Below are 23830 nucleotides of genomic sequence, written 5' to 3'. Positions count from 1 at the left end.
AGATTGGCGGGAGATTACGTGTGTGAAAGATGCTGCATAAACTTGAGCGAGACTGACGATTAAGGGAGTTACAGTGCTTAAATTTAAATACTTCCGGTTAAGTTGATAGTGCCTGCCCAAGTCATACAAACAACAAGGGTCTTTCTGCTCCAATTCCCATCTAAATACAGAAATCCCTAAATGCCCTGTTTTCGCAATTCAATCTCAACCTGGGTAAGGAATATCTCTTGTTCAAGTTGCGTATTCACTGGAAAGCGCTCCCAATCTGAACCAACTCGCAAATCGGCAAATAGCTGGTCATGATTTTGATGAAAGTGAAGAAAGGCATTCGATTTCCAGTAGAAGATTCCACGCTTTTTTTCTTTCAAGCCCTGATATTGACGAAGCTTTACCAGCAATTCTTCTAATCGGTCCAATGCCTTCGAGTCTGCGTGTTTCATCTCCTGGCTCCGATGATGTGTGCAGCTAGATTAAGGAGATTTCTTTTATCTTCAGGTATTTCACGGGAATTGCCAATCCTTGTAGAACCTCAAAGCTCTGACTCTGCTGAAATTCCTGCAAAATCCTCGTACTGCCTGACCCCAACGAAGTTGAAGGCAGAGTATACTTATGCTTCACGGGTAATCACGGTTACAGGAATGCTGCATACCCGGTCGAGATCGCAGCGTTAAAAGCCGATGAAACGCTAGCAGCAGAGACAGAATTGTGGCAGAGCAAGTACATGAATAATAATCTGAGGGGTACTCGCTATGGATCGACAATCTTATGAAAATCTCATTACAATAGTAAGTAGACAGGTGTAATCAGACTCTCTACCTCAACATAGTGCCTGTATGATGTTTTGTAACTGACACTGCATTGTTAACTCTGTCAACTTAACTATCGTAAGAGAGCGCTACAAAACATCATATATTTGACACACTGGATTTAGATTAGAAGTAACCGGAGTTTGATTGCTCTCATGTTGTTTCTGATTCAGCGATTTGCTCACAAGCAGTCGATTTATTGATCTGCTTGTGTTGACTGAAATGAGGAAGTCAAATGTTAAATCTATCTAAACTAGAAGAATTTATTAAGCCAGAGGCAAATTGTCTGGCAAGTTATGTTTTAGAGATGTTAACCGCGATCGAGGTTGATAAGTTCCAACCGTCGTTTGCTCATCTCCCAAACGATCCCTACTTAGAAGGTAGCTATCGATTTAGGCGGCTCTCTCACTTCAAAATAGTTGGCGATCGATTAATCAAGTTACCTCACCGTCGCTTTTTCCAGAGCAGGCAATGCAACCCATTGTTAGGAGATGTGATTCGAGAGTATCCTGAGCTAGATGATGAGTTAATTCAACTAGAAGATTTTCAACGATTGATTTGGGAGTTTTTCCAGTTCTGCCAACTGTGCTCTACTTCCCAAGAGATTGGAGTTCATCAGATTCGCACGACTGCATCTCCTCAACAATCTGGTAATCCGGCTCCAGAGGGAATCCATCGGGATGGTGTCGATATTGTTGGAATTTTCTCGGTCGATCGCAACAAGATTGGGGGTGGTGAAACTCATCTTTATAAATCAAAAGACGGCAAGCCTCCAGCATTTAGCAAAGTCTTAAATCCGGGAGAACTTCTCGTATTCAGGGATGCTCAATACTTTCACTACACATCGCCTGTCAATGTGATTGCAGGTGAGCAAGGAACCAGAGATGTATTTGTTTTAACCTGTCCAGGACTATTTCCGCCAGATGAGAATTGAGTTTGGAGCGTCCTATGACTGTTTTTGATCTAGATTGGATTCGCGCTCAATTTCCCGCCCTACATCAAGAAATAAATGGGTATCCAGTCGCGTTTTTAGATGGACCTGGTGGGACTCAAGTTTCGCAGGGGGTGATTGATGCGATCGCGAGCTACTTGACGACATCAAATTCTAATTTGCACGGAGCTTTTGCGACCAGCGCGCGAACCGATGCGTTAGTAGAACAAGCCCGATTAGCAGTTGCGGATTTTCTAGGCTGCGATAGTGATGAGGTTGTGTTTGGAGCAAACATGACGACGCTCACGTTTGCAATGAGTCGATCAATCGGTCGAGAATTGCAACCCGGTGATGAGATTGTTGTTACTAACCTTGATCACGATGCCAACGTCGCGCCTTGGTTAGCGCTTCGAGAACGGGGTGTAATTGTTCGTACAGTTGATATTCATGAGAACAACTGTACTCTAGACATGCTTGATTTAGAACATCAGATCACGGAACGCACAAAGTTAGTCGCGATCAGTTATGCCTCGAATGCAGTTGGCACGATCAATGATGTTAAACGAGCGGTTCAGTTAGCTCATGCTGTGGGAGCATGGGTGTTTGTCGATGCAGTTCACTATGCGCCCCATCGGCTAATTGATGTACGATCGCTAGAGTGTGATTTCCTCGTTTGCTCTGCCTACAAGTTTTTTGGGCCGCATGTTGGCATTCTCTATGGCAAACGAGAGCATTTAGCTCGGCTACAGCCTTACAAGCCTCGTCCTGCTTCTGAAGAAGTTCCATTTCGGTGGGAAACAGGAACACAGAATTTTGAGGGGCTTGCGGGAGTTGTGGCAACGATCGAGTATTTAGCTGAGTTAGGGAGGCACGTTTCACCGATCGTTACAAATCGGCGGAGTGCTCTTGTTGCGGCAATGCTAACAATTCAGAACTATGAGCGATCGCTGTCTGAATATTTGATCCCTCATTTGCTAGAAATTCCTGGGGTGACTCTCTACGGCATCACGGAGCGATCGCAATTTACCTGGCGCACGCCGACGTTCGGAATTCGCATTGCTGGCTATTCTCCTGCTGAAATTGCAAGGATATTAGGCGATCGCGGTATTTTCATCTGGAATGGGAACTTCTATGCTCTGAATCTCACTCAACGGCTCGGAATTGAGGAAAGTGGAGGATTCTTGCGAATTGGCTGCACTCACTACAACACGATCGCGGAAGTTCAGCGGTTATTGCACACGTTGCATGAGGTTGCGGAACGCTTAGTGACAATCTGACTCTCTGATCGGGCTAGTTGTGCAGAAATCTGTTAAGCAGACACCGAAGCAAGGGAAGTGCTTGAATTCTCAGCGATCGGTGACTCAGCTTTGGAAGCTCGATAAGTGATCTGTTTATACTCAGGTGAGAGATTTTCAGGTTCATAGAGTGAGCTTGAATTGCTTAAATAGTCAGTCTCCGATACTGAGGTCATGAGCTTCCAATACTCAAGTCATGAGCCTAAATTACTCAGGTTATAAGCGAGGAAAATGAGCTGACTACAATCTCATTACGGCTGATCGCATTCGGTCGATCGCGATTTGAAGATTCTCTAATGAATTGGCATAAGAAATTCTGAGATAGCCATCGCCAAATTTGCCAAACGCTGTTCCCGCGAGTAGTGAAACGCCCGCTTCATTGAGAAAGTAATCCGCTAGTGCGTTACACGACAAAGGTAAATCTTTCACATTTGGGAACACATAGAATGCACCCGCAGGCTTTAGGCAATGAATCCCTTCGATCGCGTTTAAACCATCGACGACAGTATCTCGTCGGCGCTGAAACTGAGCGACCATTTGATCTACAAATTCTTGTGAGCCTCGAAGCGCTTCGATGCCAGCAATCTGAGTAAAGGCACAAGTGCAAGAGTTGCAATTGATCATAAGACGAACAATTCCCTCAACAAGGTGTTTAGGAACAACACCATAGCCGAGCCGCCATCCCGTCATTGCATAGGTTTTAGAATGACCATCCAGCAGGATAGTGCGAGATTTCATACCCGGAAATTGAATCAGGCTAATGTGCTTACCTTCATAGAGAATCCGAGAATAGATTTCATCGGAGAGAACATAGAAATTATGTCGATCGGCAAGTTCTGCGATCGCGACTAAATCTTCAACTTGCAGCAATCCCCCTGTGGGATTTTGAGGAGAATTGAGAATGAGTAAGCGAGTTCGATCGGATACTGCATTGATCAAATCATCTAAATGAAAGCGAAACCCAACTTCTTCACGTAGCGGTAAAGGAATTCCTCTAGCACCCACAAAATTGATCACCGATTGGTAAATCGGAAAGCCTGGATCTGGGTAAATTACTTCATCTCCTTCATTCACTAACGCCATTAGCGTGAAGAAGATAATCGGCTTAGCTCCAGGTGTAACGACAACTTCGTCTGGGTGAATCTCAATATTTCTGGTTGTCGAAATATGTTCAGCGATCGCTTCTCGCAATGCTAACAAACCAGCTGCCGGAGTATAGCCTGTATAGCCATCTTTCATTGCCCGAAATGCTGCTTCACAAATTGGGAATGGAGTCGGAAAGTCTGGTTGCCCAATTTCTAGATGGATAATTGATCGTCCTTGAGCTTCTAGCTGTTGTGCTTTGGCAAAGACATCAAAGGCGGATTCTGTTCCTAATCGACTCATTCGTTCTGCAAGTTCCATGCGTTACACCCTCATGAGGTAAATTGTGTTGAACTGATCGCGCAGAACTCGCCGCATTACTTTGTTTGATGAAGTGCGAGGCAAAGCCTCTACAATCACCAAGCCCCAAATTTTGAACAACGGATTGAGGCGTTGAGCGATCGCTGTTTGTAACAATGCTTTGAGTTCTGCATGTGTTTTCTGAATGTTAGGCTCAACAACTGCATAAACAATAAGCTGGCTCGGTCCGCCTTCAGAAATCACTACACCTTGAGCATTGCGCGGAGTGCTAATTGCTGCCGTTTCACGAATGCCTGCAACCGTGTTTAGCACTTGTTCAATTTCTGCAGAACTTATTTTAATTCCACCCAAATTCATTGTGTCGTCCACACGGCCGCCCATCTGATAGTAACCATTCGGCAATCGCTTCAGATAATCACCATGACGACGCAAGGACAATTTATCAAGACCATCAGCAAAATAGATCTGATGATGGTCTTTATTTAACAATTTTGTAGAAAGTCCGATCGCAGGGGGAATGATAAAAGCTTCCCCTTCATTTGCAGAACAACCATCAGCATCCAGAATTGTAAAATCCAAGCCTAGTGCAGGCGTTGTGAAAGTTGCTGGAATACAAGGCTGAACAAGAGTGCCCGTGATGTAAGCTCCGCCAATTTCAGTACCACCGCAGTATTCAATGATTGGCTTGTTGTCTGCGAGAGACATCAAGTACCGCATATCTTGAGAATTAGAGCATTCGCCTGTCGAACTAAACGCTTTAATTGCGCTCCAATTCAGTCCCCGCATACAATCGGTCGTTTTCCAAACTCGGACTAAACTCGGCACAACACCCAGGATAGTGACCTGAGCAGCTTGGATAAATTGACCATATTCTCGCGTCGTCGGTGCGCCGTCATAAAGCGCGATCGTCGCGCGGTTAATCAAGCTTGCATAGATCAGCCAGGGCCCCATCATCCATCCTAAATTGGTTGACCAAGCAACAACATCACTGGAATGAATATCTTGGTGCAGATGCCCATCCACTGCACATTTGATCGGTGTTGTTTGTGTCCAGGGAATTGCTTTAGGATCTCCGGTTGTGCCAGAAGAAAACAGGATATTGATGTGTGCTGTGGGAGATGTTGGAGTTGCATCAAAGACTTCATTCGTACTGAGAAAATCACTCCAAGTTAAGTCATGCGATCGCAATTCAACTGTTGAAGCTGGATGTTGAGAAAGTACGATCGCTCTTGGAGCCTTAGCTTCAACAACTTTGTGATATAGCGGTAGCTGCTTTCCACCCCGATAAATAAAGTCCTGAGTAAAAATTGCTTTGGCGTTCGCAATACGTAACCGAGTTGCAATTTCGATCGCTGCAAAACTATCCGCAATCGACACGACGACACAACCCGCTTTGATAATTCCTAAATAAATTGCGACAGATTCAGCTGTCATTGGCATCGCGATAGCAATTGCATCGCCAGGCTGAAATCCTAATTTGACTAAGCTATTCGCAACCCGATTTGTGAGGAACTGTAATTGCTTGTAAGTCCAAGTTTGGAGCGAACCGCCTTCTGCTTGAAAAACGATCGCGGTTTTGTCTTCACTAGCTTGAAAACAGCTTTCAACAATATTCAATCGAGCATTCACAAGCCATTGCGGAAATTCTACACCCTGTGATAAGTCAACAATCTGCGTATACGGCTCCCGAAAGCAAACTCCAAGCCGTTGAATCATCACCTCCCAGAAAGCCGCTCGATCGCGAATTGACCAAGAATGCAACTCTGAATAAGTGCGAATGTTCAAGTCCCGCATCAGCACTGCAATGTTTGTTGCCTGAATTTGTTCGATTGATGGAACCCAAGCGGGAGCTAACTCTTGGTGCATTGTTGCTTCCTCAATCATTGCGATCGTGCTCCAACCCATTCCAAAAAACTGCGATCGCATCTAGAATTTGTTGCCCTCCCTGAATGAATTTAGCGCGATCGAACTCTGGCTTGAAGTACACGGCTTCGAGTTCTTCTAAAGTATGTTCTGCATGTTGAGCCTCCACGCGATTATGCCAAGTGAAGAAAGCTAAATGCAGTTGTGGATGCCGAGTTCGTTTGATGCGCGTTAATCCATCTTCTAGCTCTTGCCAGAATCCTGCTGCTGCCCAATTTTCAACTGCAAAGCTAGCACCCTCCGCCACATTCGGATCATCACTTCCATAGAGACGCTGCAATTCATCACAAAAGTGTAGCGTGGTCGAGCTACCGTGCTTACGTTGACCAATCTCCTCATAGTGCAAGCCAATTCCTTCTGCAACAGTCGCTAACCACTCAAAATGAGCTGCCCGAAAGCGACAGATTCCGCCATCAACAGTTCCTTCTGTGCTGACCACTTCAGGATCACCTTCTCGATCTTTTTCCTCCTCTGTTTTGAACGTTTGTGCGTTGTCTGTTGCTTGCAACTTACGATAAATAACGCCTAGCTCATTCAATAAAACCTCGCGGCTTGCTCGCGATTGTTGAAGTGTTGGAGAGTTAATGACTTTCAATAATGCTGCTATCAGAAATTGATTCGAGAAAACAGAAAACTGACGGATAAAATGTCGTAATTGCTCATCTGTGGCGTTGCCTGCTTGGAACCAGCGAGTATAAGCGTTATCTGTGATGATAGGATGCCGCAAAAAATCACGCTCAACTTGGTGAAGAAAGTCCTGGAAGTCATCAACTTGTTGCTGAGTTAGTTTCCCCTGATGCAGGCGCTCCTGAATTCGATCGGAGATAGATAAGCGTGTAGAGATAGTGAGAACCGGAGCCATAGAGAGTTTCCTCCTTGTGAAACGAATCTGGGACTGCCCTCAAGCAACCCAACTGTAGAGATATTGCATGTCCTCTAGGTCAACTGCTTGTCGAGTCAGTTTTAGCGGATGAAACGTGTCGATCATGACCGCGAGTTCATCAGTGCGCTCTTTGCCGATCGAGCCTTCATACATACCTGGATGTGGACCATGCGGAATGCCGTTCGGATGTACCGTAATCGACGATCGCTCAATCCCCTTACGAGACATAAAATTTCCCTCGACATAGTAGAGCACTTCATCAGAATCAACATTGGAATGATTGTAAGGTGCAGGAATGGCGAGCGGATGGTAGTCAAACAACCGAGGGACAAACGAACAAATGACAAATCCTGGTGCTTCAAACGTTTGATGCACAGACGGCGGTTGATGGATGCGTCCGGTCACAGGTTCAAAGTCAGCAATGTTGAAGGCGTAAGGATAGAGATAGCCATCCCAACCCACCACATCGAGTGGATGATGATGATAAAGATAGGTCGTAATGCGATCGCGAGCCTTTACCCGCACTTCAAACTCGCCCATCTCATCGTGAGGAGTTAAGGTTTCTGGTGGGCGCAAATCTCGCTCACTATAAGGTGCATGTTCTAAAAATTGACCATAACGATTCAGATACCGAGCAGGCGGCTCGATGTGTCCTTGTGCTTCGATCACTAACATGCGTTGAGTCGTATTGCTTTCAGGCAAAACTCGCCACATGACTCCAGTTGGAATCACCAAATAATCCCCCGGATGATAGTGCAACTGACCGTACTGGCTTTCTAGTAACCCACTCCCTTCATGAACAAAGATGACTTCATCACCGTGAGCAAATCGATACCAATACGACATTGGCTCTGTGGGTTGTGCGACTGAAATACAGACATCTCCATTTGCCATTAGAGGAATGCGGGATGCGATCGCATCTCCTTCACTCAATGCTTTCTGCGTCCGCAAATGACGATGCCGGAGTGCCCCGAACTCTTCAAACTCCAGCGAGATCGTCCGTTCTAGAAACACCTTATACACTTGCGTTGGCGGGTACAAATGATAGAGCAGCGATTGAATACCCGTAAAGCCGTGAATGCCCATCAATTCTTCGTGATAGAGCGAACCATTTGGCTCACGAAATTGGGTATGTCGCTTGTGGGGAATTGTACCGAGCTGGTAATAGTACGTCATTGCTTGATACCGTAATTTCTAACTTCTGCCTAGAGATTTCCTCGAAGGGCTTGTTCCCGTTCGATCGCCTCAAATAAAGCTTTGAAATTGCCTTCGCCAAAGCTTTGAGCACCATGACGCTCAATAATTTCAAAGAACAAAGTAGGACGATCCTCAACGGGCTGCGTAAAAATTTGTAATAGATAACCCTCCTGATCGCGATCGACTAAAATTCCGAGTTCTGCTAGACGCTCGATCGATTCATCAATCTTGCCAACTCGTGTTTCTAAATCTTCATAGTAGGAGCTTGGAACATGCAGAAACTCAACGCCTGCCTGTTTGAGTTTTGTGACTGTTTCCACAATGTTGTGAGTTGAATAGGCAACATGCTGAACTCCAGCCCCTTGATGAAATTCCAAATATTCCTGAATCTGCGATTTTCCTTTCCTTAATGCAGGTTCATTAATCGGGAGTTTAATCTTGCCAGAGCCATCTTGCACCACTTTAGACATCAATGCTGAATACTCAGTCGAGATGGCTGCATCATCAAAGTGAACTAATAACTGAAAACCCATTGTGTCGGCAAAAAACTTCACCCAATGTTCCATTGCGCCTTGTTCAACATTACCAACAATATGATCAATGGTTTGAAGTCCTGCCTCGGCATTCAGTTCTACTGAATGCCGAGGCAGAAACTGGGGCGCAAAGATGCCTCGATAGTTCTGTCGATCGACAAACTTGAGAAGTACATCTCCGTAGATGTGAATCGCTGCATACTGCAAAATTCCCGTTTCATCTTCTGCCAGAGTCGGCGGCATTGCGGCGATCGCTCCTCGCGCAGTCACTTGTTGATAAGCTTCTGCTACATTAGGCACTTGCACTGCAATCACAGCGACATGATCACCATGCTTCAGTACACTCTGAGCAATAGGATGATCAGAATTGAGCGCTGTACTTAGAACTAATCGAATTGCGCCTTGCTCCATGACATACGAAGCAACTTTGCGACTCCCTGTTTCTAAGCCTCGATACGCTGTGTTTGTGAATTTGAAGAAAGTTTCATAAAAACTTGCTGCTTGCCTTGCGTTACCAACATGGAACTCAAGGTGATCAAAACATAAAATGGGAAATAACTCAGCCATTAGGCTCCTCCTGAACAGAGGAAAGATAGTAACGCCTAAAGTAGCTAGCAACTGTAAAGAAGGAGTTGTGAAAATTTGTGAATCTAATTGCAGCTACCAAGCGGATTTGAAGCGGTGTTTAGGTTGTGGATTCCTAAGGCTTCTCAAGATCAGGTTACTAAACCAATCTGAGAAGCCATAATTAAATTATAGATTTAACTTTTCGGAGTTGCTAATCACAAGGATAGATTTAAGAGAGTGCTTAAGACATAAATCAAATCTCCTGCCCAGATTGTTAATTAAAGGAGGTGCAGCCGAGTGTTAACATCGCTCAAACAACTTCTTGCGCGGATTGTAGACTATGCTGGAATCTTTCCCCCTGCACAGCTAAGCCTACCTGAAGCAATAAATATTTACGATCGCGCTCACGCTTCTCCACATTGCTGGATGCTCGATCGCTTCGTTTTGCCTGCTACTCGCCTTCCAGAGTTCATCAAGCTTTTGCCTTCTGAAGATGCCTCTTCATCTCAGCCTTGGTCATTAAGCGTGATTGTGTCTGGAAACTGGCGATCGGGATTGGAGCAGATATATCAAGCAACTAAAAGAGACTATAAGCCTTCTATTCAGATTAGCGCCTTGGAAGTCGCCCCACTCTCGCCTGTCGAGATTCAGTCAATCAGGCTAGAAATACCTGCTGAAGTAGACACTTTTTTTGAAATTCCATTTAATGTTGACTTAGAACCCTACCTGGATATTCTGCACCAAATAGGAGCAGGTGCAAAGTTGCGAACAGGCGGTATTACTAGCAATGCGTTTCCTGATAGTACACAACTGGGACAACGCATTTTGTCCTTGGCGAAGGCTCGAATTCCCTTTAAGGCAACGGCTGGATTACATCATGCCTTACGAGGTCATTGCTTAACTCATGCCTTGAACGAAACTTCTACGACAATGCACGGTTTTTTGAATGTTGCGATCGCTTCAGCCTTTGCCTATCAACAAGCCGTCACACTTGATGAAGTTGTGGCAATCCTTGAGGAATCATCGATCGATTCATTTCAACTGAGCGATATCGAAATAGGTTGGCATGAGTTCTCCCTTCCGATATTGGCGATCGAACATTCTCGACAGCAATTCTTTCGATCGTTCGGTTCTTGTTCTTTTGAAGAACCCATTCATGAACTTTACGACTTGAAACTTTTATGACCTGCACGATTGATTCCACTCATGATCCAAATCTGCGGAGTTGGGTTAACTCCGCAAATCAAGCTGACACTGATTTCCCAATCCAGAATCTTCCTTTCGGAGTATTTCAAGAACGAGGTCGCTCTGAAACACCTCATATTGGGGTTGCGATCGGCGATCAAATTCTAGATCTAATGGCTTGTCAAAAGCTTGGGCTACTTGAGGAACTACCAGAGTCTTTGCAGGCTGCCTGCTGTGCTTCAACCTTAAACTCATTGATGGCGATGGGAAAAACAGCCTCGTTACGCTTGCGCCATCATCTCAGTCAATTACTTCGTGTTGGACAAGCTCCCGATAGCAGAATCCTTGTTTCGATGTCAGACGCGCAATTGCTTTTGCCTGCAACGATCGGCGACTACACAGATTTCTACGCCTCTATTTTTCACGCAACCACTGTTGGTAAGCTATTTCGCCCCGACAATCCCCTATTGCCAAATTATAAATATGTCCCGATCGCTTATCACGGGCGGGCATCATCAATTGTTCCTACTGGCACTTCTATCAAACGTCCCTACGGTCAGCAGAAACAAGCAAACAGCTCAACTCCGACGTTTGCCCCTTCTCAAATGTTGGACTACGAGCTTGAAGTCGGTTGCTTTGTGGGAAGGGGGAATGAATTAGGAGACACAATCTCGATCGATCAAGCAGAAGATCACCTATTCGGCTTATGCCTCGTGAATGATTGGTCGGCACGAGACATTCAAGCTTGGGAATATCAGCCCCTTGGCCCTTTTCTGTCAAAAAGCTTTGCCACTACAATCTCTCCCTGGATTGTGACGATGGAAGCCCTTGCCCCATTTCGAGGCTCTGCATTTGCAAGGTCGGTCGATGATCCACCGATCTTGCCCTATCTCACATCATCTACAAATCAAAGCACAGGCGGTATTCAGATAAGGCTAGAAGTAATGTTGTCTTCTGCACGAATGCGTCAAGAGAAAATAGCACCTTTGCGCTTAAGCCAGAGCAAATTCCAACACATGTATTGGACAGCGGCACAAATGCTCACTCATCACGCTAGTAATGGCTGCAATCTTCGCCCTGGGGATTTATTTGCTAGCGGAACGGTTTCAGGCAATGAGGCAGGGACTCAAGGCTGCTTGTTAGAACTGACGCAACGAGGAGCACAGCCGATCGTGTTACCGAGTGGAGAAATGCGATCGTTTTTAGTAGAAGGAGATGAAGTTACGCTTCAGGGTTATTGTGAAGAGGAAGGCTATATCAAAATTGGGATGGGTAAATGTCAGGGCATTGTTGCTGGAACTTGACAGACGAATTTACTGCTGAACTCGACATCCCACTATTCCCAACACCTATTCTTTAGTCACAAATCTCTTAACAAGGTGCTGCAATTTTCGAGATCGGCAAAGGCATTACTTCGATTGAGCTTGGCGCATCGATCGCTCTTTCTCTTTAGATAGTTAAATAAAGTACAGGAACTTGCAAGTAATACCAAATCTTCAAAATATGACTACAGATGATATGACTCAGATGTAGCATTCCGTCAGCAACGATGGCAGGCGTTTACAAGCTAGAGATTCAAGAAAGCACTGAAGAACTGAAACAACTACTGAGGGCGCAAACCATGGCGACAGGTAAAGAACGTCTCCAGGTGCTGTATCTGTTGCAAACGAAGCAAGCGAAGACCGTACAAGCGGCGGCTAGATTGATTGGGCGCAATCGTGTGACGGTTCAGGACTGGTTGCAGCAATTGGCGGCATCGCAGCGCTGTTGATGAGCAAAAAGCGGCGTTGCATAATGGGAGTATGAATTGAGGTCATTCTCTATGCAGTGTCCTGAATGCCAGTCTACTCATATCCGTAAGAATGGAAAAAAGAAAGGTAAACAGAATCACATCTGCGTCGATTGTGGGCGGCAGTTCATCGATCACTATGATCCATCACCCGGATACTCAGAGCAGGTTAAACGTGAATGCTTGTTGATGTACACCAATGGCATGGGATCTCGAGCCATTGAACGAGTCAAAGGAGTCCATCAAACAACGATCATTCACTGGGTCAAGCAGGTCGGACAGAATCTGCCGGATGCTTATGCTCCAGACCAATCCCCTCAAGTTGGCGAACTCGATGAACTCGAAACGTTTGTTGGCTCGAAAAAAACAGAATCTGGATCTGGAGCGCGGTCGATCATTTCACGACCGGAATTTTAGGTTGGGTACTGGGGGATCATAGTGCTGAAACATTTGAACTGCTGTGGAGGGTGGTTGAACAATGGCAATGCTACTTCTATGTCACGGATGGGTGGAAGGTCTATCCAGGTTTCATTCCCGATGGTGATCAAATCGTCTGCAAGACTTACATGACCCGAGTGGAATCGGAAAACACCCGGTTACGACACTACCTCGCTCGATTGCATCGCAAGACGCTGTGCTACTCCAAATCCGAGGAAAGGCTGAGACATTCGATTCGATTGTTACTGCACTACCTCAAGTTCTGGGACGTGCCAACTCCAGCCTGATTCATACCACTATTCAGCAACGCCCGAATTACTTTATTCTTTAGCTATGCGGCTTTAAGCAGGTGATGTAAGTTATTTGAGCGGTAAGCAAATTGTAAATTCTGCCCCCTGCCCAACCGAGCTACTTGCCGTGATCGTGCCCTGATGTGCCTGAATAATGCGCTGTGAGATCGCGAGTCCCAATCCCGTACTACTGCCTTTACGCGACGGATCACCCGTATAAAACTGCTCAAAAATTCGAGGCAATGCGGTTTGCTCGATCCCAGGTCCTTGATCTTGAATTGTTATCACGACCTGTTGCCCCTCTCGTGCCCCCGCGATAAAAACCTGAGAATCTTCTCTAGAGTGTTTGATCGCGTTGTCCAAAATGTTCAATAGGGCTTGCAGTAGTCGTTCTGGATCGCCGATGAGTGAAACCTTTGCGATATTGAGACGAAATGACATCTGACGCATCTGCATTCGCGTTTCTACGGCTCGAACGGCACGATCGATTAACTGCTGGAGATCGATCGTCTGCTGCTCCAATAAGGTTGCTCCGGCTTCTAATCGTCCCAAATCAAGCAAATCATGAATCAGTCGAGCTAATCGTCGTGTTTCATCTTCAATTGACTCAAAGAAGCGATCTCGTAAGTGCGGCTCTTCCACGGCTCCGTTTTGCAGGGCTTCTACGGTGACTTGAATGTTACTAATCGGGGTGCGAAGTTCGTGTGAGACATTGGCGAGAAACGTACGGCGCTCTTGATCGAGGGATGCTAATCGCTCACTCATGCGATTGAGTTCGATCGCAAGTTCATCTAATTCATTGCTTTGACGAATGCTTAATTTATCGCCAAAATGACCACTTCCCAAGCGAATCGCAAAGTTTCGCATCGTTTGAATCGGGATGGAGAAACTTCTGGCTAAACGGTCGCTGATCACTGCACACAGAAGCATTGTCAGCAACAACGCTCCCATGACCGTCCACCACAGAAATGAAAATTGCCGCTGAAATTGCTCCAGCGTTACGGACATTCGCAGCACACCCAAAAGTTGTCCATTGCGACGAATCGGACGAGCAACGTACAAGCGATCGTCGTTCGCTAATACCCCTTTTGCCGTTCCCTGCACCATCTGATTTTGTAAAGCTTCTCGCACACCTGGAACCACCAGCCAGTTTGTGATGTGATGGTCTTCATAAGCAGAGGATGCCAGTAGCTGCCCTTTTGGACTTAGAACACGCACGGTTACTGTTTCGGGTTTACCATGACGTTCCATCAACTGCTGGACACGCTGAACATTTTCTCGCTCTAGCTCATCTGCAACACTTTCACTGATCGCAGTTGTCCAATTTTCTAAATCCGTTTGTCGCATCTGCATAAAGTACGCGGAGAGCGATCGCAACAGAAACCCTGCCATTAGCGAAGTTCCCAGCACCGTGAGCAGCCAGTATGTGACTAACAGCTTTGTGTGTAACGAATTCCACCGAATTGCACCCAATCGTTTCAGCCACATTGCCCCTAATCCATGAGCGGCGATCCTTCTGCCGCCGAGCGTCGCCGCAGAACCGCTCGAATGCGTGCTAACAATTCTCGTGTGTTAAATGGCTTCGTGATGTAGTCATCGGCTCCTGCTTCGAGTCCCCACACTTTATCGATGTCTTGATCTTTTGCAGTCAGCATCACAATAGGAACATCGGAAAATGCTCGGATGCGCCAACACACCTCCATGCCGCCTATCTCTGGTAGCATCAGATCCAGCAAAATGACATCCGGCACTTGCTTATGAAATAGTTTCAATGCCGCAGCACCATCTGATGCAGTTGTGACTCCATAGCCCTCCTTCTGCAAAGCGTAGCTCAGGCTATCACGCAGCGGTGCTTCATCATCAACCAGTAAGACATGAGGCATAATTCGTAACTTAGATAGTCCGGTATAAAATATGTCCCTCGTATCTATTTTCATACCTCCTCCTTAAGAGATAACTTGTTCAATCTCGGAGTGTAATATCAAATCGATTTAGTATAAAGTCACGTCCCCTCTCCGCCCACTTTCAAGTTTTTCCGTGGATAGAATTCCTATGACTGAAGCCTTGACTCCCCCGACACAGCACCAACATCACACTTGCGGTTCCCTAGTGAATGAATGTCAGAGTTGCCTAAAGTCAAGGTTAGCTTCTTCAGGATCTAAGGCTGTTATTGCTTCTTGATATCGCTGCTCCACATCATGGAGATCGCACTTCTCAGATAGCCCATTTTGGCTACCGCGCTGAATCATTTCTGCATGACGACGTAGAACGCCTCTCTGGGTTGAAGTTTCTGCATACGTTGCAATCAGCGCGATCGCTTCGAGCAGTCGAATTGTGACGGCGGTATCCGATCGAGCATACTGCCGAATCTGGTTGAAAGCCCGATCCACAAGATATTCAAAGGTGGTTGGCTCCGCAATTATTCTTAACCTATGTTCATTATCGTAGCGATAGGGAGAGGGAAAGGGGTTGTGTCGCAAAGATTGGTAAGGTGCAGTAACTCAATTTTCCCTAGCTTTGCTCTAAATGGCGACTGACTCCTTGTTCAAATGGCGGCACTTTTTGCCCGAAATCATCTTGCTGAACGTGCGCTGGTATTGTCGTTACGCTCTGAGCTACTGCGATTTGGAAGCGATGATGGCGGAAAGAGGAGTCGCTGTGGATCATTCCACCCTCAATCGCTGGGTGCTGAAGTATGCACCAGAACTGGATAAACGCACTCGCACACGTTCCGTGAAGCGAAGCTATCGTTCTTGAATCCCACGAATGATTCCTGGAGAGTTGACGAAACCTACATCGAAGTGAAGGGAGAGTGGAAATACCTGTACCGAGCAGTGGATACGGATGGCAGCACGCTGGACTTCATGCTCAGTGCGAAGCGGGATAGGAAGGCGGTTGAGCGCTTTTTTCGTGAAGTCCTGGGAGCCAAGCCTACTCAAGCTCCACGCGTCATCACCGTGGATAAAAACGCTGCCTATCCAGTGGCAATGAATGAATTGAAGCAAGAGAAAACGTTGGAAGCCCAAACCGAATTGCGGCAGAGCAAGTCTCTGAACAATCTCATCGAGCAAGACCATTAGAACATCAACCGAATTGTCAAACCGATGATAGGATTTCAATCCTTCAATACAGCAAGGAGAACATTGCGAGGGATAGAAGCAATGAACATGATTTGCAAAGGGCAGGTGAAAGGGATTAGTCGAGGGGACAGTGTGTCTCAAATAGAATTCATCAATGAAATCTTTGGAATGAGTGCTTAAAGCAATATGAATGAGACCCGTTCGTTTTTCACTTAAAAATCTTTGCGACACAACCTATCCAGTTCGGGCACAAATTTCAGCACCCAGCGACTGAGGGTGGAATGATCCACAGCGACTCCACGCTCCGCCATCATTGCTTCCAACTCCCGATAGCTTAAGGAATAACGACAATACCAGCGCAAATTCAGCACGATGATTTCAAGGAGGAAGTGATGTCATTTGAACAAGGAGTCGGTCGTCATTGAGAGCAAGGCTAGAGAAAATTGAGCTTTCCCACCCTATCATTTTTGCGACACAACCTTAGACTAAGCAACCACGATCGAGAGCCGCACCTCCGCTGCATCACTGTAGCCGTTCTCATTATTCAACGCCACTAAAATCGAGCGTTGTCTTGGGTCGAGATCTTTTACGGCTGTCTTATTAGCATATGTGAGTGTCTGCAATACCTTCTGATAATCCGCAGCAGAACCTTCACCCGTAATTAGCAGTTCACCGCTCTCATAGAACTGAGCCTGCAGAGAAGTTCCCGTCGTATTAACGGCTAGAACTTCATTCGCACCATTCACCACATTGTCAATCCAGACTAGCACTGCGTCAATGGGAGATGGGCTAATAATCGTTGCCGTATTTGCTAGGGCAACGGGTTGCCCTCCAGCAATGAACATCGCAGTTGTATCAAGTCCATCCGCTGCTCCATTCAGGTCAATCACGGTATCGTCCACTACTGCATTCCATAAAGTCACTGTTGCCCCAGCAATCTCACTCGTCAAAAAGCCATCACTTGCTTTCGTGTTTCGATGCCGTTGCAGCAGGACATCCAGCACATCTCCTTCTGAATCCACTGCTCGCCACAAGTAGTATTGCTGCCCTTTGATGGTGACGACCACTTCGTCCAAATGCCATTTGTCTGCAATGTAAGGACGTTTGCGCTGCAGTTGATTCGCGTATTGCTGCCCGAATTTCTGACACCATTCCCGAATCGATTCGTCCGTCACTTCAATCCCACGGTACAGCATCATTTTCTCAATGTCCCGGTAGCTCAATGGGAAGGGGTAATCAAGCCACACACAGTCGCTGATAATTTCACCAGGAAAACGATGACGGGAGTACATGGGCAAGCAGATGCGAACAACGTTGAACCAGTAGGATGATTCCACTGTCCGGTTAACCTGACAGTACCGTTTCAACACATGAAATTTGGGACAGCTTGCCAGAACGCTTTAAGAGCAGCTTGCCTTCGATCGGACAACTTGAGTCAGAAATCGGTGCTGTACTCGACGATGAAGTCTGAAAATTTATAAAAGTTTCCATATAGATAGAAACTTTTATAAAAGTGTCTGAAATTTATGAAAGTTTCCAGTAGCGTAGAAACTTTCATAAAATTACTCAACTTGCAATCACGGATTGTGTCAAAACTCTTGAAGGCTCAGAACTGAGCCATGCCCCAGTTTTTAGATCGAACAGTCCGCAGTTAATCGCTTTGATTTCTTCGATCATGAGAGCGCGTTGCTCAATCGGATGATCTAGTAATTCTAGAACCGCGATCGACTCAAACAACAGCGGATCAAGAACAGGCTGACCGCGTTCTAAAACACTCAACTGAGATTTACTGACAATGTAAGGTTCGATGCCAGAATCGCTACGGTAAGAGACATTCTGGGCAATCTGCTCCTTGAGATCATCGAGCGTCCAACCGCGCATCGCACGGGCAGCCCTGACCATTCTGCCGAGCAATTGACGACCTTCTTTAATTCCCGTTGGTGCATTCAGAATGTACATCTTCGACGGCTCATCCTTTACCTACTACCAGTATACAAGCGACTTCTAATCGAAACGTCAAGCTAGAGAACTATCTAGAATTCTGTATTTTTTCCAGAATTCTAGATACAATATAAAAAACTAGACTGGAGATAAGTTCTAGTGTCTTTACCGCCCAAAGACGATCGCTCAATCAATACAGCACAAGTCGCGCTATCTGCGGCTCAATGCGATCGCTTAGAAGAAATTGCTAGCAATATTCAAAGCCGCTTCGGACGACTTTTCTATGATATTTATGAAACTGGAAAAGAATTGCTCGAAGTCAAAGCTTTATTTGGCTGGGGTCAGAATAGTGAGTTTTTGGGGTGGGCACGCGAGAAGACTGGGTTAAGCACTTCACTGTGTTATTCCATGATGTCAGTCGGACGAGCTTTTCTGCCGTTTGAGAATCAAGATTCACTGACCGCCTTGAACCAGGTTGAAACGAAAGTACTTTATCGAATTTCAGCAGACATTACTCCAAGAGCAGCCCGAACTGAATTTGTCGATCGCGTTCTCAAAGGCGAAACATTTGACTTAGAGCGAGTCGAAGCCTTAATTCAACGTCATCAAAAAACTGTAGATATCGAACAGAGTCAGCGGTTTCTGCACTATCGAGAATTAGTACAAAATTGGGGACTGTTGCAGCGGTGCGAAGAAGACGAAGAGGGATTTAAGTTTTACTTAGTTGATCGAACAAATATTGCCCGATTTTTTCGCAACTATCAGGATCTGATGAATCAGTATCGCGATTGGAAAGTTCAAACCTTTCGCGAACAATTCTCGCAGCTACAAGCTTTACTATCACCGCAGTGGTCGATCGAGCATTGTCCTGTTCCTAAACAACCTTATCGCCTGAATGTAAGCTGTGAAATTGCTGGAAAATCAACGAGCTTCGTCGCGCCGAATCCACTCACACTCGAACGCTGGTGGTACGAAAAAGGGCAAGTACTGACACAACAATTAACTCAAATAGTCTGTACACCGAACAACGCAGAAACAACCACAGCATCAGAAGAACTGAATGGCTCTCTATATCTAGAAAAGCCAACTTGTCGAACATGCGAATGGCACAATCCGTCTCACGAGGGAAATCAATTCGGCGTATGGTGTAGCTATTATCGAGAGTCGTTCGGGGACGATCGTATTCAAGCGATGCCGCAACACTGCCGCAAGTGGCGCAATGCTGCAATGCCGCGATTAGAACCTGTGCTGAGAGAAGCAGAATTTGTCCGATGCGAAATCGTACCCCTCGCGCAGATTGTGAATACGATCGAAGTCAAAGCCACTTCGCTCGATCTTGAGCCAGTTGATGCTAAAGTAAATCACGCAATTCAGCATCTCGATTTACAGACTGTTCTACAGTATCTAGAGCAACTGTCAGATGCTGAGTTAAAGAAGGTTGAAAAAGTAATCCAACGGCGTTTGAGAGCGAAGGTCTGATCAATTTCAGGTTCAAGAGGTCAAGCAGCATGGCTCGTCAAAAGAAGAATGCGAAATCAAAGGAGACTTCTGCCGCTGCACCACAACCTTCTCGAACTCAAAAGGCAAAACAGAAAACGAAGCCAACCAACGCAGCCGAGCGACCGAAAACGAGCCCGGATCTCTTTTCTGACCATCACACAACGCGGATGGCATCGGCCTTACCAATTTGGGAAGCAGGAAATATTCTGACTCAGCGTAAACATCTACCTTGGGATAACGATCCTGATGGCAAGCTGTACTATGCGCGAGACATTGGAGATGGGCAAGGTGCGATTCATTTTTGGGTGACAGAGAATCTAGAAGACGAACATCCAGCGACGCTTGCAGGAGCAGCGGCGCTAGCAGTGATTGATACCTTTGATATTCGTGCGGCTTGTATGCATTTAATCTACGCAGCACACGCGGCACAGCTAGAGCGCCCTTGGGAACAGGAGTTAATTATTGACGATCGACAAATCGAAGCCTATTTAGGACTGAAAAAACGCACTGATAAAAATCGCAGAGAAAAGCTCGCGCTGATCGAGGAATTAGTCAAACAGCCCTGCAAAATCACCACCTTTATTTCGTTGCCAACTCAAGGACGAGTCAAAGGGTTTACGGTCGAAGAAGGGCGACTGTGGCACATTATGGGAACACGCTATCACTATCAGCAAGATCTATTTGGCAATAAAGAACTTACGGGAATGACGTTTATTGTTAAGCCAGGACTGTGGGCGAGATATTTTCTGAACGAGGAAGGGAAGCGCGATCGCACTGCGTATCACCAACTTGGAAATCTGCCGCAAACCTTACTTGAAAGTGTAATGAGCCTCTGGCAGCATCGAGAAGGGGCAGCCCGATTAATTGTTTGGCTTTTGTTCAAAGCACAGTTTAATCGTCAAGATCCGCTGAATGTTCAAACTTTGATGGAAGTCGCGTATGGTAATCAGAAAATTCAGCAAGCAAAACAAAGTAGTGAGTTTCGCAAAAAATTAGCGAGTACTTGGGATGAAGATTTACTGACGTTGCACGATCGCGGATGGTCAATTCAGTTTGATTTGGAAACGTATCCTCTGGAACTTCAGCCACCAGGATTTGGGCGCGATGAGGTTCAGCGTCCTCGCGGCTTCTTCGATCGACTACTTGCTGCGAAACTGTGGATTACACCTGCTGAAGATTGGCAGACCGAAGCAATTTCAGCCGCAAAGCTCGAAGAGCGTGAAGAGTCTGGATCGACAATTGTAATCGAAGATCAAAGATTGACTGGGCAACAAGTAAAACTGCTACGTCAGGCAAAGAAATGGAGTCAGCGTAAGCTTTCTCAGTTAAGTGGGATGAGCCAGGGGCTGATTTCGCTGATCGAGAATGAGGAGCGATCGATTAGTCCTGAAAATGAGCAGGTTTTGCGCCAGTTATTTGAGCAAGAAATGTGATTTTGCTTGTAATTGGGTCGAAATGATTACAAGTGATTACAGCATTTGATTACAAGCCTTGATTACAGGTGATTACAACGTTGTAATCACGATCGACCATCGAGCAGAGTGATTACAAGGCGTTGAAGCCGCTCTGTATGGCCGTTCTGCTAATTAATTTTAGGAATTTTCTTGAAATCAAATTAGAAATTTAACATCATGCCAAAATGCTCAATCCCCTTAGGGATAGGACTCTTAGCCGATTACACACAACTCTAGCTCCCTGACCCCAAACAATTGATTACAGCTTGTTCTAGAACCTCATCCCCAAACCATTGATTACACATACTTCTAGACCTCCACCCCCAAAAATCTTCTAGACCGTCACCCCCAAACCTTCTAGACCGTCATCCCCAAACCTTCTAGACCCCCAAACCCAATTGGCTCTAGAGCCTCATCCCAACTGCTCTAGACCCCCTAACCCAAAAATTCTAGATCCCCCTCCCCGATCGCTCTAGACCCTCTCCCCCAATCGATCGCTACACTAACGATTACATCGTTATGAGTTTTCACATTTGTAATCGCTTTGATTACAAAACAGCGAGATCCGGCTTCGGATCAGCGATCGAGCATTTGGTATAAACGATCCCGATCGAATGTGAATTGTTCTACAAGCATGAGTGATCGATTACAAAAAACTCAAAGTGAGATGGGGAAGTTCTCTTCATCGTTCGTGCAGGAATGGAACGATGAGTTTCTTGCGCTTTTTCCGCATCGCTATGATTTCATCTGGGCAGATCACGCCCAACCAAAAGAGAAACCTAGTTGGAAAACAGAAAGCCGATATCCCCTCAGCGATCGCGTAATTCAGCAATCTACAGGTCTGTATGGAGTGCGCTTCGGCAGCCAGACACAGTACTGTTTATTAGACATTGATATTCAGAGTTTCTATCATCCTCAGTACGATCCCTTTGCTATTCCTCGGATTGCTGCGACCTTAGAAGTGCTTGGATTGATACAGTATCTCGTTTGCACTTCTAGCTACAGTGATGGGCTTCATTTATACTTTCCTCTGCCACAGGCTATGAGTTCTTGGCAGTTGGCGATCGTCGTTTCTACATTGTTAGAAAATGCTGGCTTCAAAATTCGATTAGGACAACTCGAAGTCTTTCCAAATCCAAAACCGTATTCTACAGATGGAACACTAAGCTTGTTTAATGCTCACCGGCTTCCACTGCAAGTCGGTTCTTATCTGCTCAATCGGGATCTTGAGCCGATTTGGAGTACACAGCAGCAGTTTGTAGAACAGTGGAAATTGGCTCAACAACAGAATGAGATAGATTCTCATCTCTTTAAGCAAATTCTGAAGCAAGCAAAACACCGTTTACTTCACATTTCAGGAAAAGCAGATAAGTTCATTGCGGATCTTAATGCTGAAATTGAACTCGGTTGGACAAGTTCCGGGCAAACAAATCGTTTGCTTGGTCGAATCACGATGCGTGAGTACATTTTTCATCATGTTTTAGCCGGAGGCGATCCACTCACAGGAACTGCGCTCGTAAATCGAATTGTGGAAGTTGCACGATTGCTACCGGGTTACACAGAGTTTTGTAATCATCAGCATGAAATCGAGCAGAGAGCAGAAGAATGGGCACGGTGCATTGAAAATAGCCATTACTTTCACTATGGAGAGCAGAACGGCAAATTCAAGCAAAAATCAGAACTGTTAGATCAAGCTGTTGAAAAAGCTCCGACCTGGAATCAGCAACAATCAGAGAACGCAAGAGGTCGAATTCGGAATGCGATCGCTGACTTGTTAGAAAAAGAATCATTACCTATGAGTGCAACTGCTCGATTTAAAGTTTTGCTGCAATACAAAATCGGAGGTGGATCGCTGTATAAACATCGGGATCTCTGGCATCCTGAACATCTTTCAATTGATCCAGAGTTGATCAATTCAGATTCTCTAACTTGTGAGAACTCTAAAAGCATTTCCACTCAATCCGAGCTAGATATTGCTCAAGAGTTGCTCTTAAACTCTACAAGCTTATTACCTGGTTATGGCGGTAATCCCTCTTTACATCACGCTTCTAGCGATTGTGTTGATGTCGATTCTGTTTCATCAGCCAGTAATTTTAATGCAGAGCAGCAAGCTGAAATAGGCTGTGTGTATGTTGCAGCGATCGAGAATCTGTCAGAAACTCTTGAATTAGAGAACACAACTCCTTCAAGTTCTCTACCTGCACCCACTCAAGTTGCAAAAATGCAGCGATTTCTTGATTCTGGTGATCCAATTCTGCAAGCGGAGGCGTACGCTTGGTCACAGCATTACCCAGGCTGGTTAAGATTTCGCAGTGGCTAAAGATGTTCTAGGATAAACAAAGCTGTTGATGCTCTGTTCGTTATGTCCTCATCTAAAGGCTTTGGTCAACAAACTTCCTCGATTCGGGCAAGATAACGTGCCAACCAAACCGAACACCCTTACCAATGGAAGAATTTTCCGACGGTTGAGCCAGCAGAACGAAGGGTTGTGCAGAACGAAGGGTTGTGTCGCAAAGACTTTAAAGTAACAAACGAATCGGTCTCATTCGTATTGCTTTAAGCCCTCGCTCCAAAGAGTTCGCTGATAAACTGTGCTTGAGATACAATATCCCCT

At 45.7% G+C, this 23830-nt stretch carries 20 protein-coding genes and 2 pseudogenes; 10 read left to right on the top strand and 12 right to left on the bottom strand.

Features of this window, described 5'->3' with window-relative positions:
* Nucleotides 1-176: 176 nt before the first annotated feature.
* Nucleotides 177-440, bottom strand: coding sequence for a hypothetical protein (locus tag NC981_RS24605; RefSeq protein ID WP_348245444.1), 264 nt, complete (start codon nt 438-440; stop codon nt 177-179).
* A 601-nt stretch (nt 441-1041) separates the two neighbouring features.
* On the opposite strand from NC981_RS24605, the gene NC981_RS24600 reads away from it, so the two are divergent.
* Nucleotides 1042-1740 carry a 2OG-Fe dioxygenase family protein gene (locus NC981_RS24600; protein ID WP_348245443.1) on the top strand — a complete coding sequence of 233 codons (699 nt, stop codon included), beginning with the start codon at nt 1042-1044 and terminating at the stop codon, nt 1738-1740.
* Between the two features lie 14 nt (nt 1741-1754).
* Nucleotides 1755-3014 carry a cysteine desulfurase-like protein gene (locus NC981_RS24595; protein ID WP_348245442.1) on the top strand — a complete coding sequence of 420 codons (1260 nt, stop codon included), beginning with the start codon at nt 1755-1757 and terminating at the stop codon, nt 3012-3014.
* Between the two features lie 258 nt (nt 3015-3272).
* Here NC981_RS24595 and NC981_RS24590 read toward each other — a convergent pair whose 3' ends face one another.
* From NC981_RS24590 to hppD, 5 genes are read right to left on the bottom strand one after another with little or no spacing between them, the layout of a single operon-like run.
* Nucleotides 3273-4436: a pyridoxal phosphate-dependent aminotransferase gene (locus tag NC981_RS24590; protein WP_348245441.1), complete on the bottom strand. Its 1164-nt coding sequence runs from the start codon at nt 4434-4436 to the stop codon at nt 3273-3275.
* Nucleotides 4437-4439: 3 nt separating this feature from the next.
* Entirely contained in the window at nt 4440-6341 is a 1902-nt protein-coding gene (locus NC981_RS24585; protein WP_348245446.1) for an AMP-binding protein, read from the bottom strand.
* A complete protein-coding gene (locus tag NC981_RS24580) occupies nt 6313-7221 on the bottom strand; it encodes a hypothetical protein (protein ID WP_348245440.1) in 909 nt (302 codons plus the stop codon). Before NC981_RS24580 ends, NC981_RS24585 begins: the two co-directional genes overlap by 29 nt.
* Before the next feature lie 39 nt (nt 7222-7260).
* Entirely contained in the window at nt 7261-8418 is a 1158-nt protein-coding gene (locus NC981_RS24575) for a homogentisate 1,2-dioxygenase (RefSeq protein ID WP_348245439.1), read from the bottom strand.
* A gap of 29 nt (nt 8419-8447) precedes the next feature.
* On the bottom strand, nt 8448-9539 hold the full coding sequence (gene hppD, locus NC981_RS24570; protein WP_348245438.1) for a 4-hydroxyphenylpyruvate dioxygenase: 1092 nt from the start codon (nt 9537-9539) through the stop codon (nt 8448-8450).
* Between the two features lie 297 nt (nt 9540-9836).
* Between hppD and NC981_RS24565 the strand changes: the two genes are divergently transcribed.
* From NC981_RS24565 to NC981_RS24550, 4 genes are all read left to right on the top strand, one after another.
* Nucleotides 9837-10724, top strand: coding sequence for a hypothetical protein (locus tag NC981_RS24565; protein ID WP_348245437.1), 888 nt, complete (start codon nt 9837-9839; stop codon nt 10722-10724).
* Nucleotides 10721-12028 (top strand): fumarylacetoacetase, encoded by a 1308-nt coding sequence (gene fahA / locus NC981_RS24560; RefSeq protein ID WP_348245436.1) that lies wholly within the window; start codon nt 10721-10723, stop codon nt 12026-12028. Before NC981_RS24565 ends, fahA begins: the two co-directional genes overlap by 4 nt.
* Before the next feature lie 245 nt (nt 12029-12273).
* A complete protein-coding gene (locus NC981_RS24555) occupies nt 12274-12495 on the top strand; it encodes a helix-turn-helix domain-containing protein (RefSeq protein WP_348245435.1) in 222 nt (73 codons plus the stop codon).
* A 51-nt stretch (nt 12496-12546) separates the two neighbouring features.
* A protein-coding gene (locus tag NC981_RS24550) for an IS1 family transposase (RefSeq protein ID WP_348245434.1) occupies nt 12547-13238 on the top strand; the annotation gives its coding sequence in 2 pieces (ribosomal slippage) (nt 12547-12877 and nt 12877-13238; 693 coding nt in all).
* A gap of 72 nt (nt 13239-13310) precedes the next feature.
* Here NC981_RS24550 and NC981_RS24545 read toward each other — a convergent pair.
* The 3 genes from NC981_RS24545 to NC981_RS24535 all read right to left on the bottom strand — a co-directional run bounded on the left by NC981_RS24545 (nt 13311) and on the right by NC981_RS24535 (nt 15721).
* A complete protein-coding gene (locus NC981_RS24545; protein WP_348245433.1) occupies nt 13311-14729 on the bottom strand; it encodes an ATP-binding protein in 1419 nt (472 codons plus the stop codon).
* A gap of 5 nt (nt 14730-14734) precedes the next feature.
* On the bottom strand, nt 14735-15124 hold the full coding sequence (locus tag NC981_RS24540) for a response regulator (RefSeq protein ID WP_348245445.1): 390 nt from the start codon (nt 15122-15124) through the stop codon (nt 14735-14737).
* Between the two features lie 237 nt (nt 15125-15361).
* Nucleotides 15362-15721, bottom strand: coding sequence for a DUF2254 family protein (locus NC981_RS24535; RefSeq protein ID WP_348245432.1), 360 nt, complete (start codon nt 15719-15721; stop codon nt 15362-15364).
* Nucleotides 15722-15767: 46 nt separating this feature from the next.
* On the opposite strand from NC981_RS24535, the pseudogene NC981_RS24530 reads away from it, so the two are divergent.
* Nucleotides 15768-16501 (top strand): annotated as a pseudogene (locus NC981_RS24530) (IS6 family transposase).
* 53 nt (nt 16502-16554) lie between these two features.
* Here the strand turns inward: NC981_RS24530 and NC981_RS24525 are convergent.
* The 3 genes and pseudogenes from NC981_RS24525 to NC981_RS24515 all read right to left on the bottom strand — a co-directional run.
* Nucleotides 16555-16698, bottom strand: a pseudogene (locus NC981_RS24525) (IS6 family transposase); the annotation flags it as partial.
* 108 nt (nt 16699-16806) lie between these two features.
* Nucleotides 16807-17613: an IS6 family transposase gene (locus NC981_RS24520; protein WP_348245431.1), complete on the bottom strand. Its 807-nt coding sequence runs from the start codon at nt 17611-17613 to the stop codon at nt 16807-16809.
* Nucleotides 17614-17887: 274 nt separating this feature from the next.
* The gene (locus tag NC981_RS24515) at nt 17888-18280 is read right to left on the bottom strand and encodes a hypothetical protein (RefSeq protein ID WP_348245430.1); all 393 of its coding nucleotides are present in this window, start codon (nt 18278-18280) and stop codon (nt 17888-17890) included.
* A gap of 141 nt (nt 18281-18421) precedes the next feature.
* On the opposite strand from NC981_RS24515, the gene NC981_RS24510 reads away from it, so the two are divergent.
* The 3 genes from NC981_RS24510 (at nt 18422) to NC981_RS24500 (ending at nt 23536) form a co-directional block, all read left to right on the top strand.
* Nucleotides 18422-19741: a hypothetical protein gene (locus NC981_RS24510; RefSeq protein ID WP_348245429.1), complete on the top strand. Its 1320-nt coding sequence runs from the start codon at nt 18422-18424 to the stop codon at nt 19739-19741.
* Between the two features lie 29 nt (nt 19742-19770).
* Nucleotides 19771-21195, top strand: a complete 1425-nt coding sequence (locus tag NC981_RS24505; protein WP_348245428.1) for a helix-turn-helix transcriptional regulator — start codon at nt 19771-19773, stop codon at nt 21193-21195.
* A gap of 655 nt (nt 21196-21850) precedes the next feature.
* On the top strand, nt 21851-23536 hold the full coding sequence (locus NC981_RS24500) for a hypothetical protein (protein WP_348245427.1): 1686 nt from the start codon (nt 21851-21853) through the stop codon (nt 23534-23536).
* The last annotated feature ends 294 nt before the right edge of the window (nt 23537-23830 follow it).

Origin of the sequence: Leptolyngbya sp. DQ-M1 (assembly GCF_039962505.1) — a bacterium.
In the GTDB taxonomy this organism is placed as follows: Bacteria; Cyanobacteriota; Cyanobacteriia; order Leptolyngbyales; family Leptolyngbyaceae; genus Leptolyngbya.
This window is presented reverse-complemented; position numbering and strand designations above follow the sequence as displayed.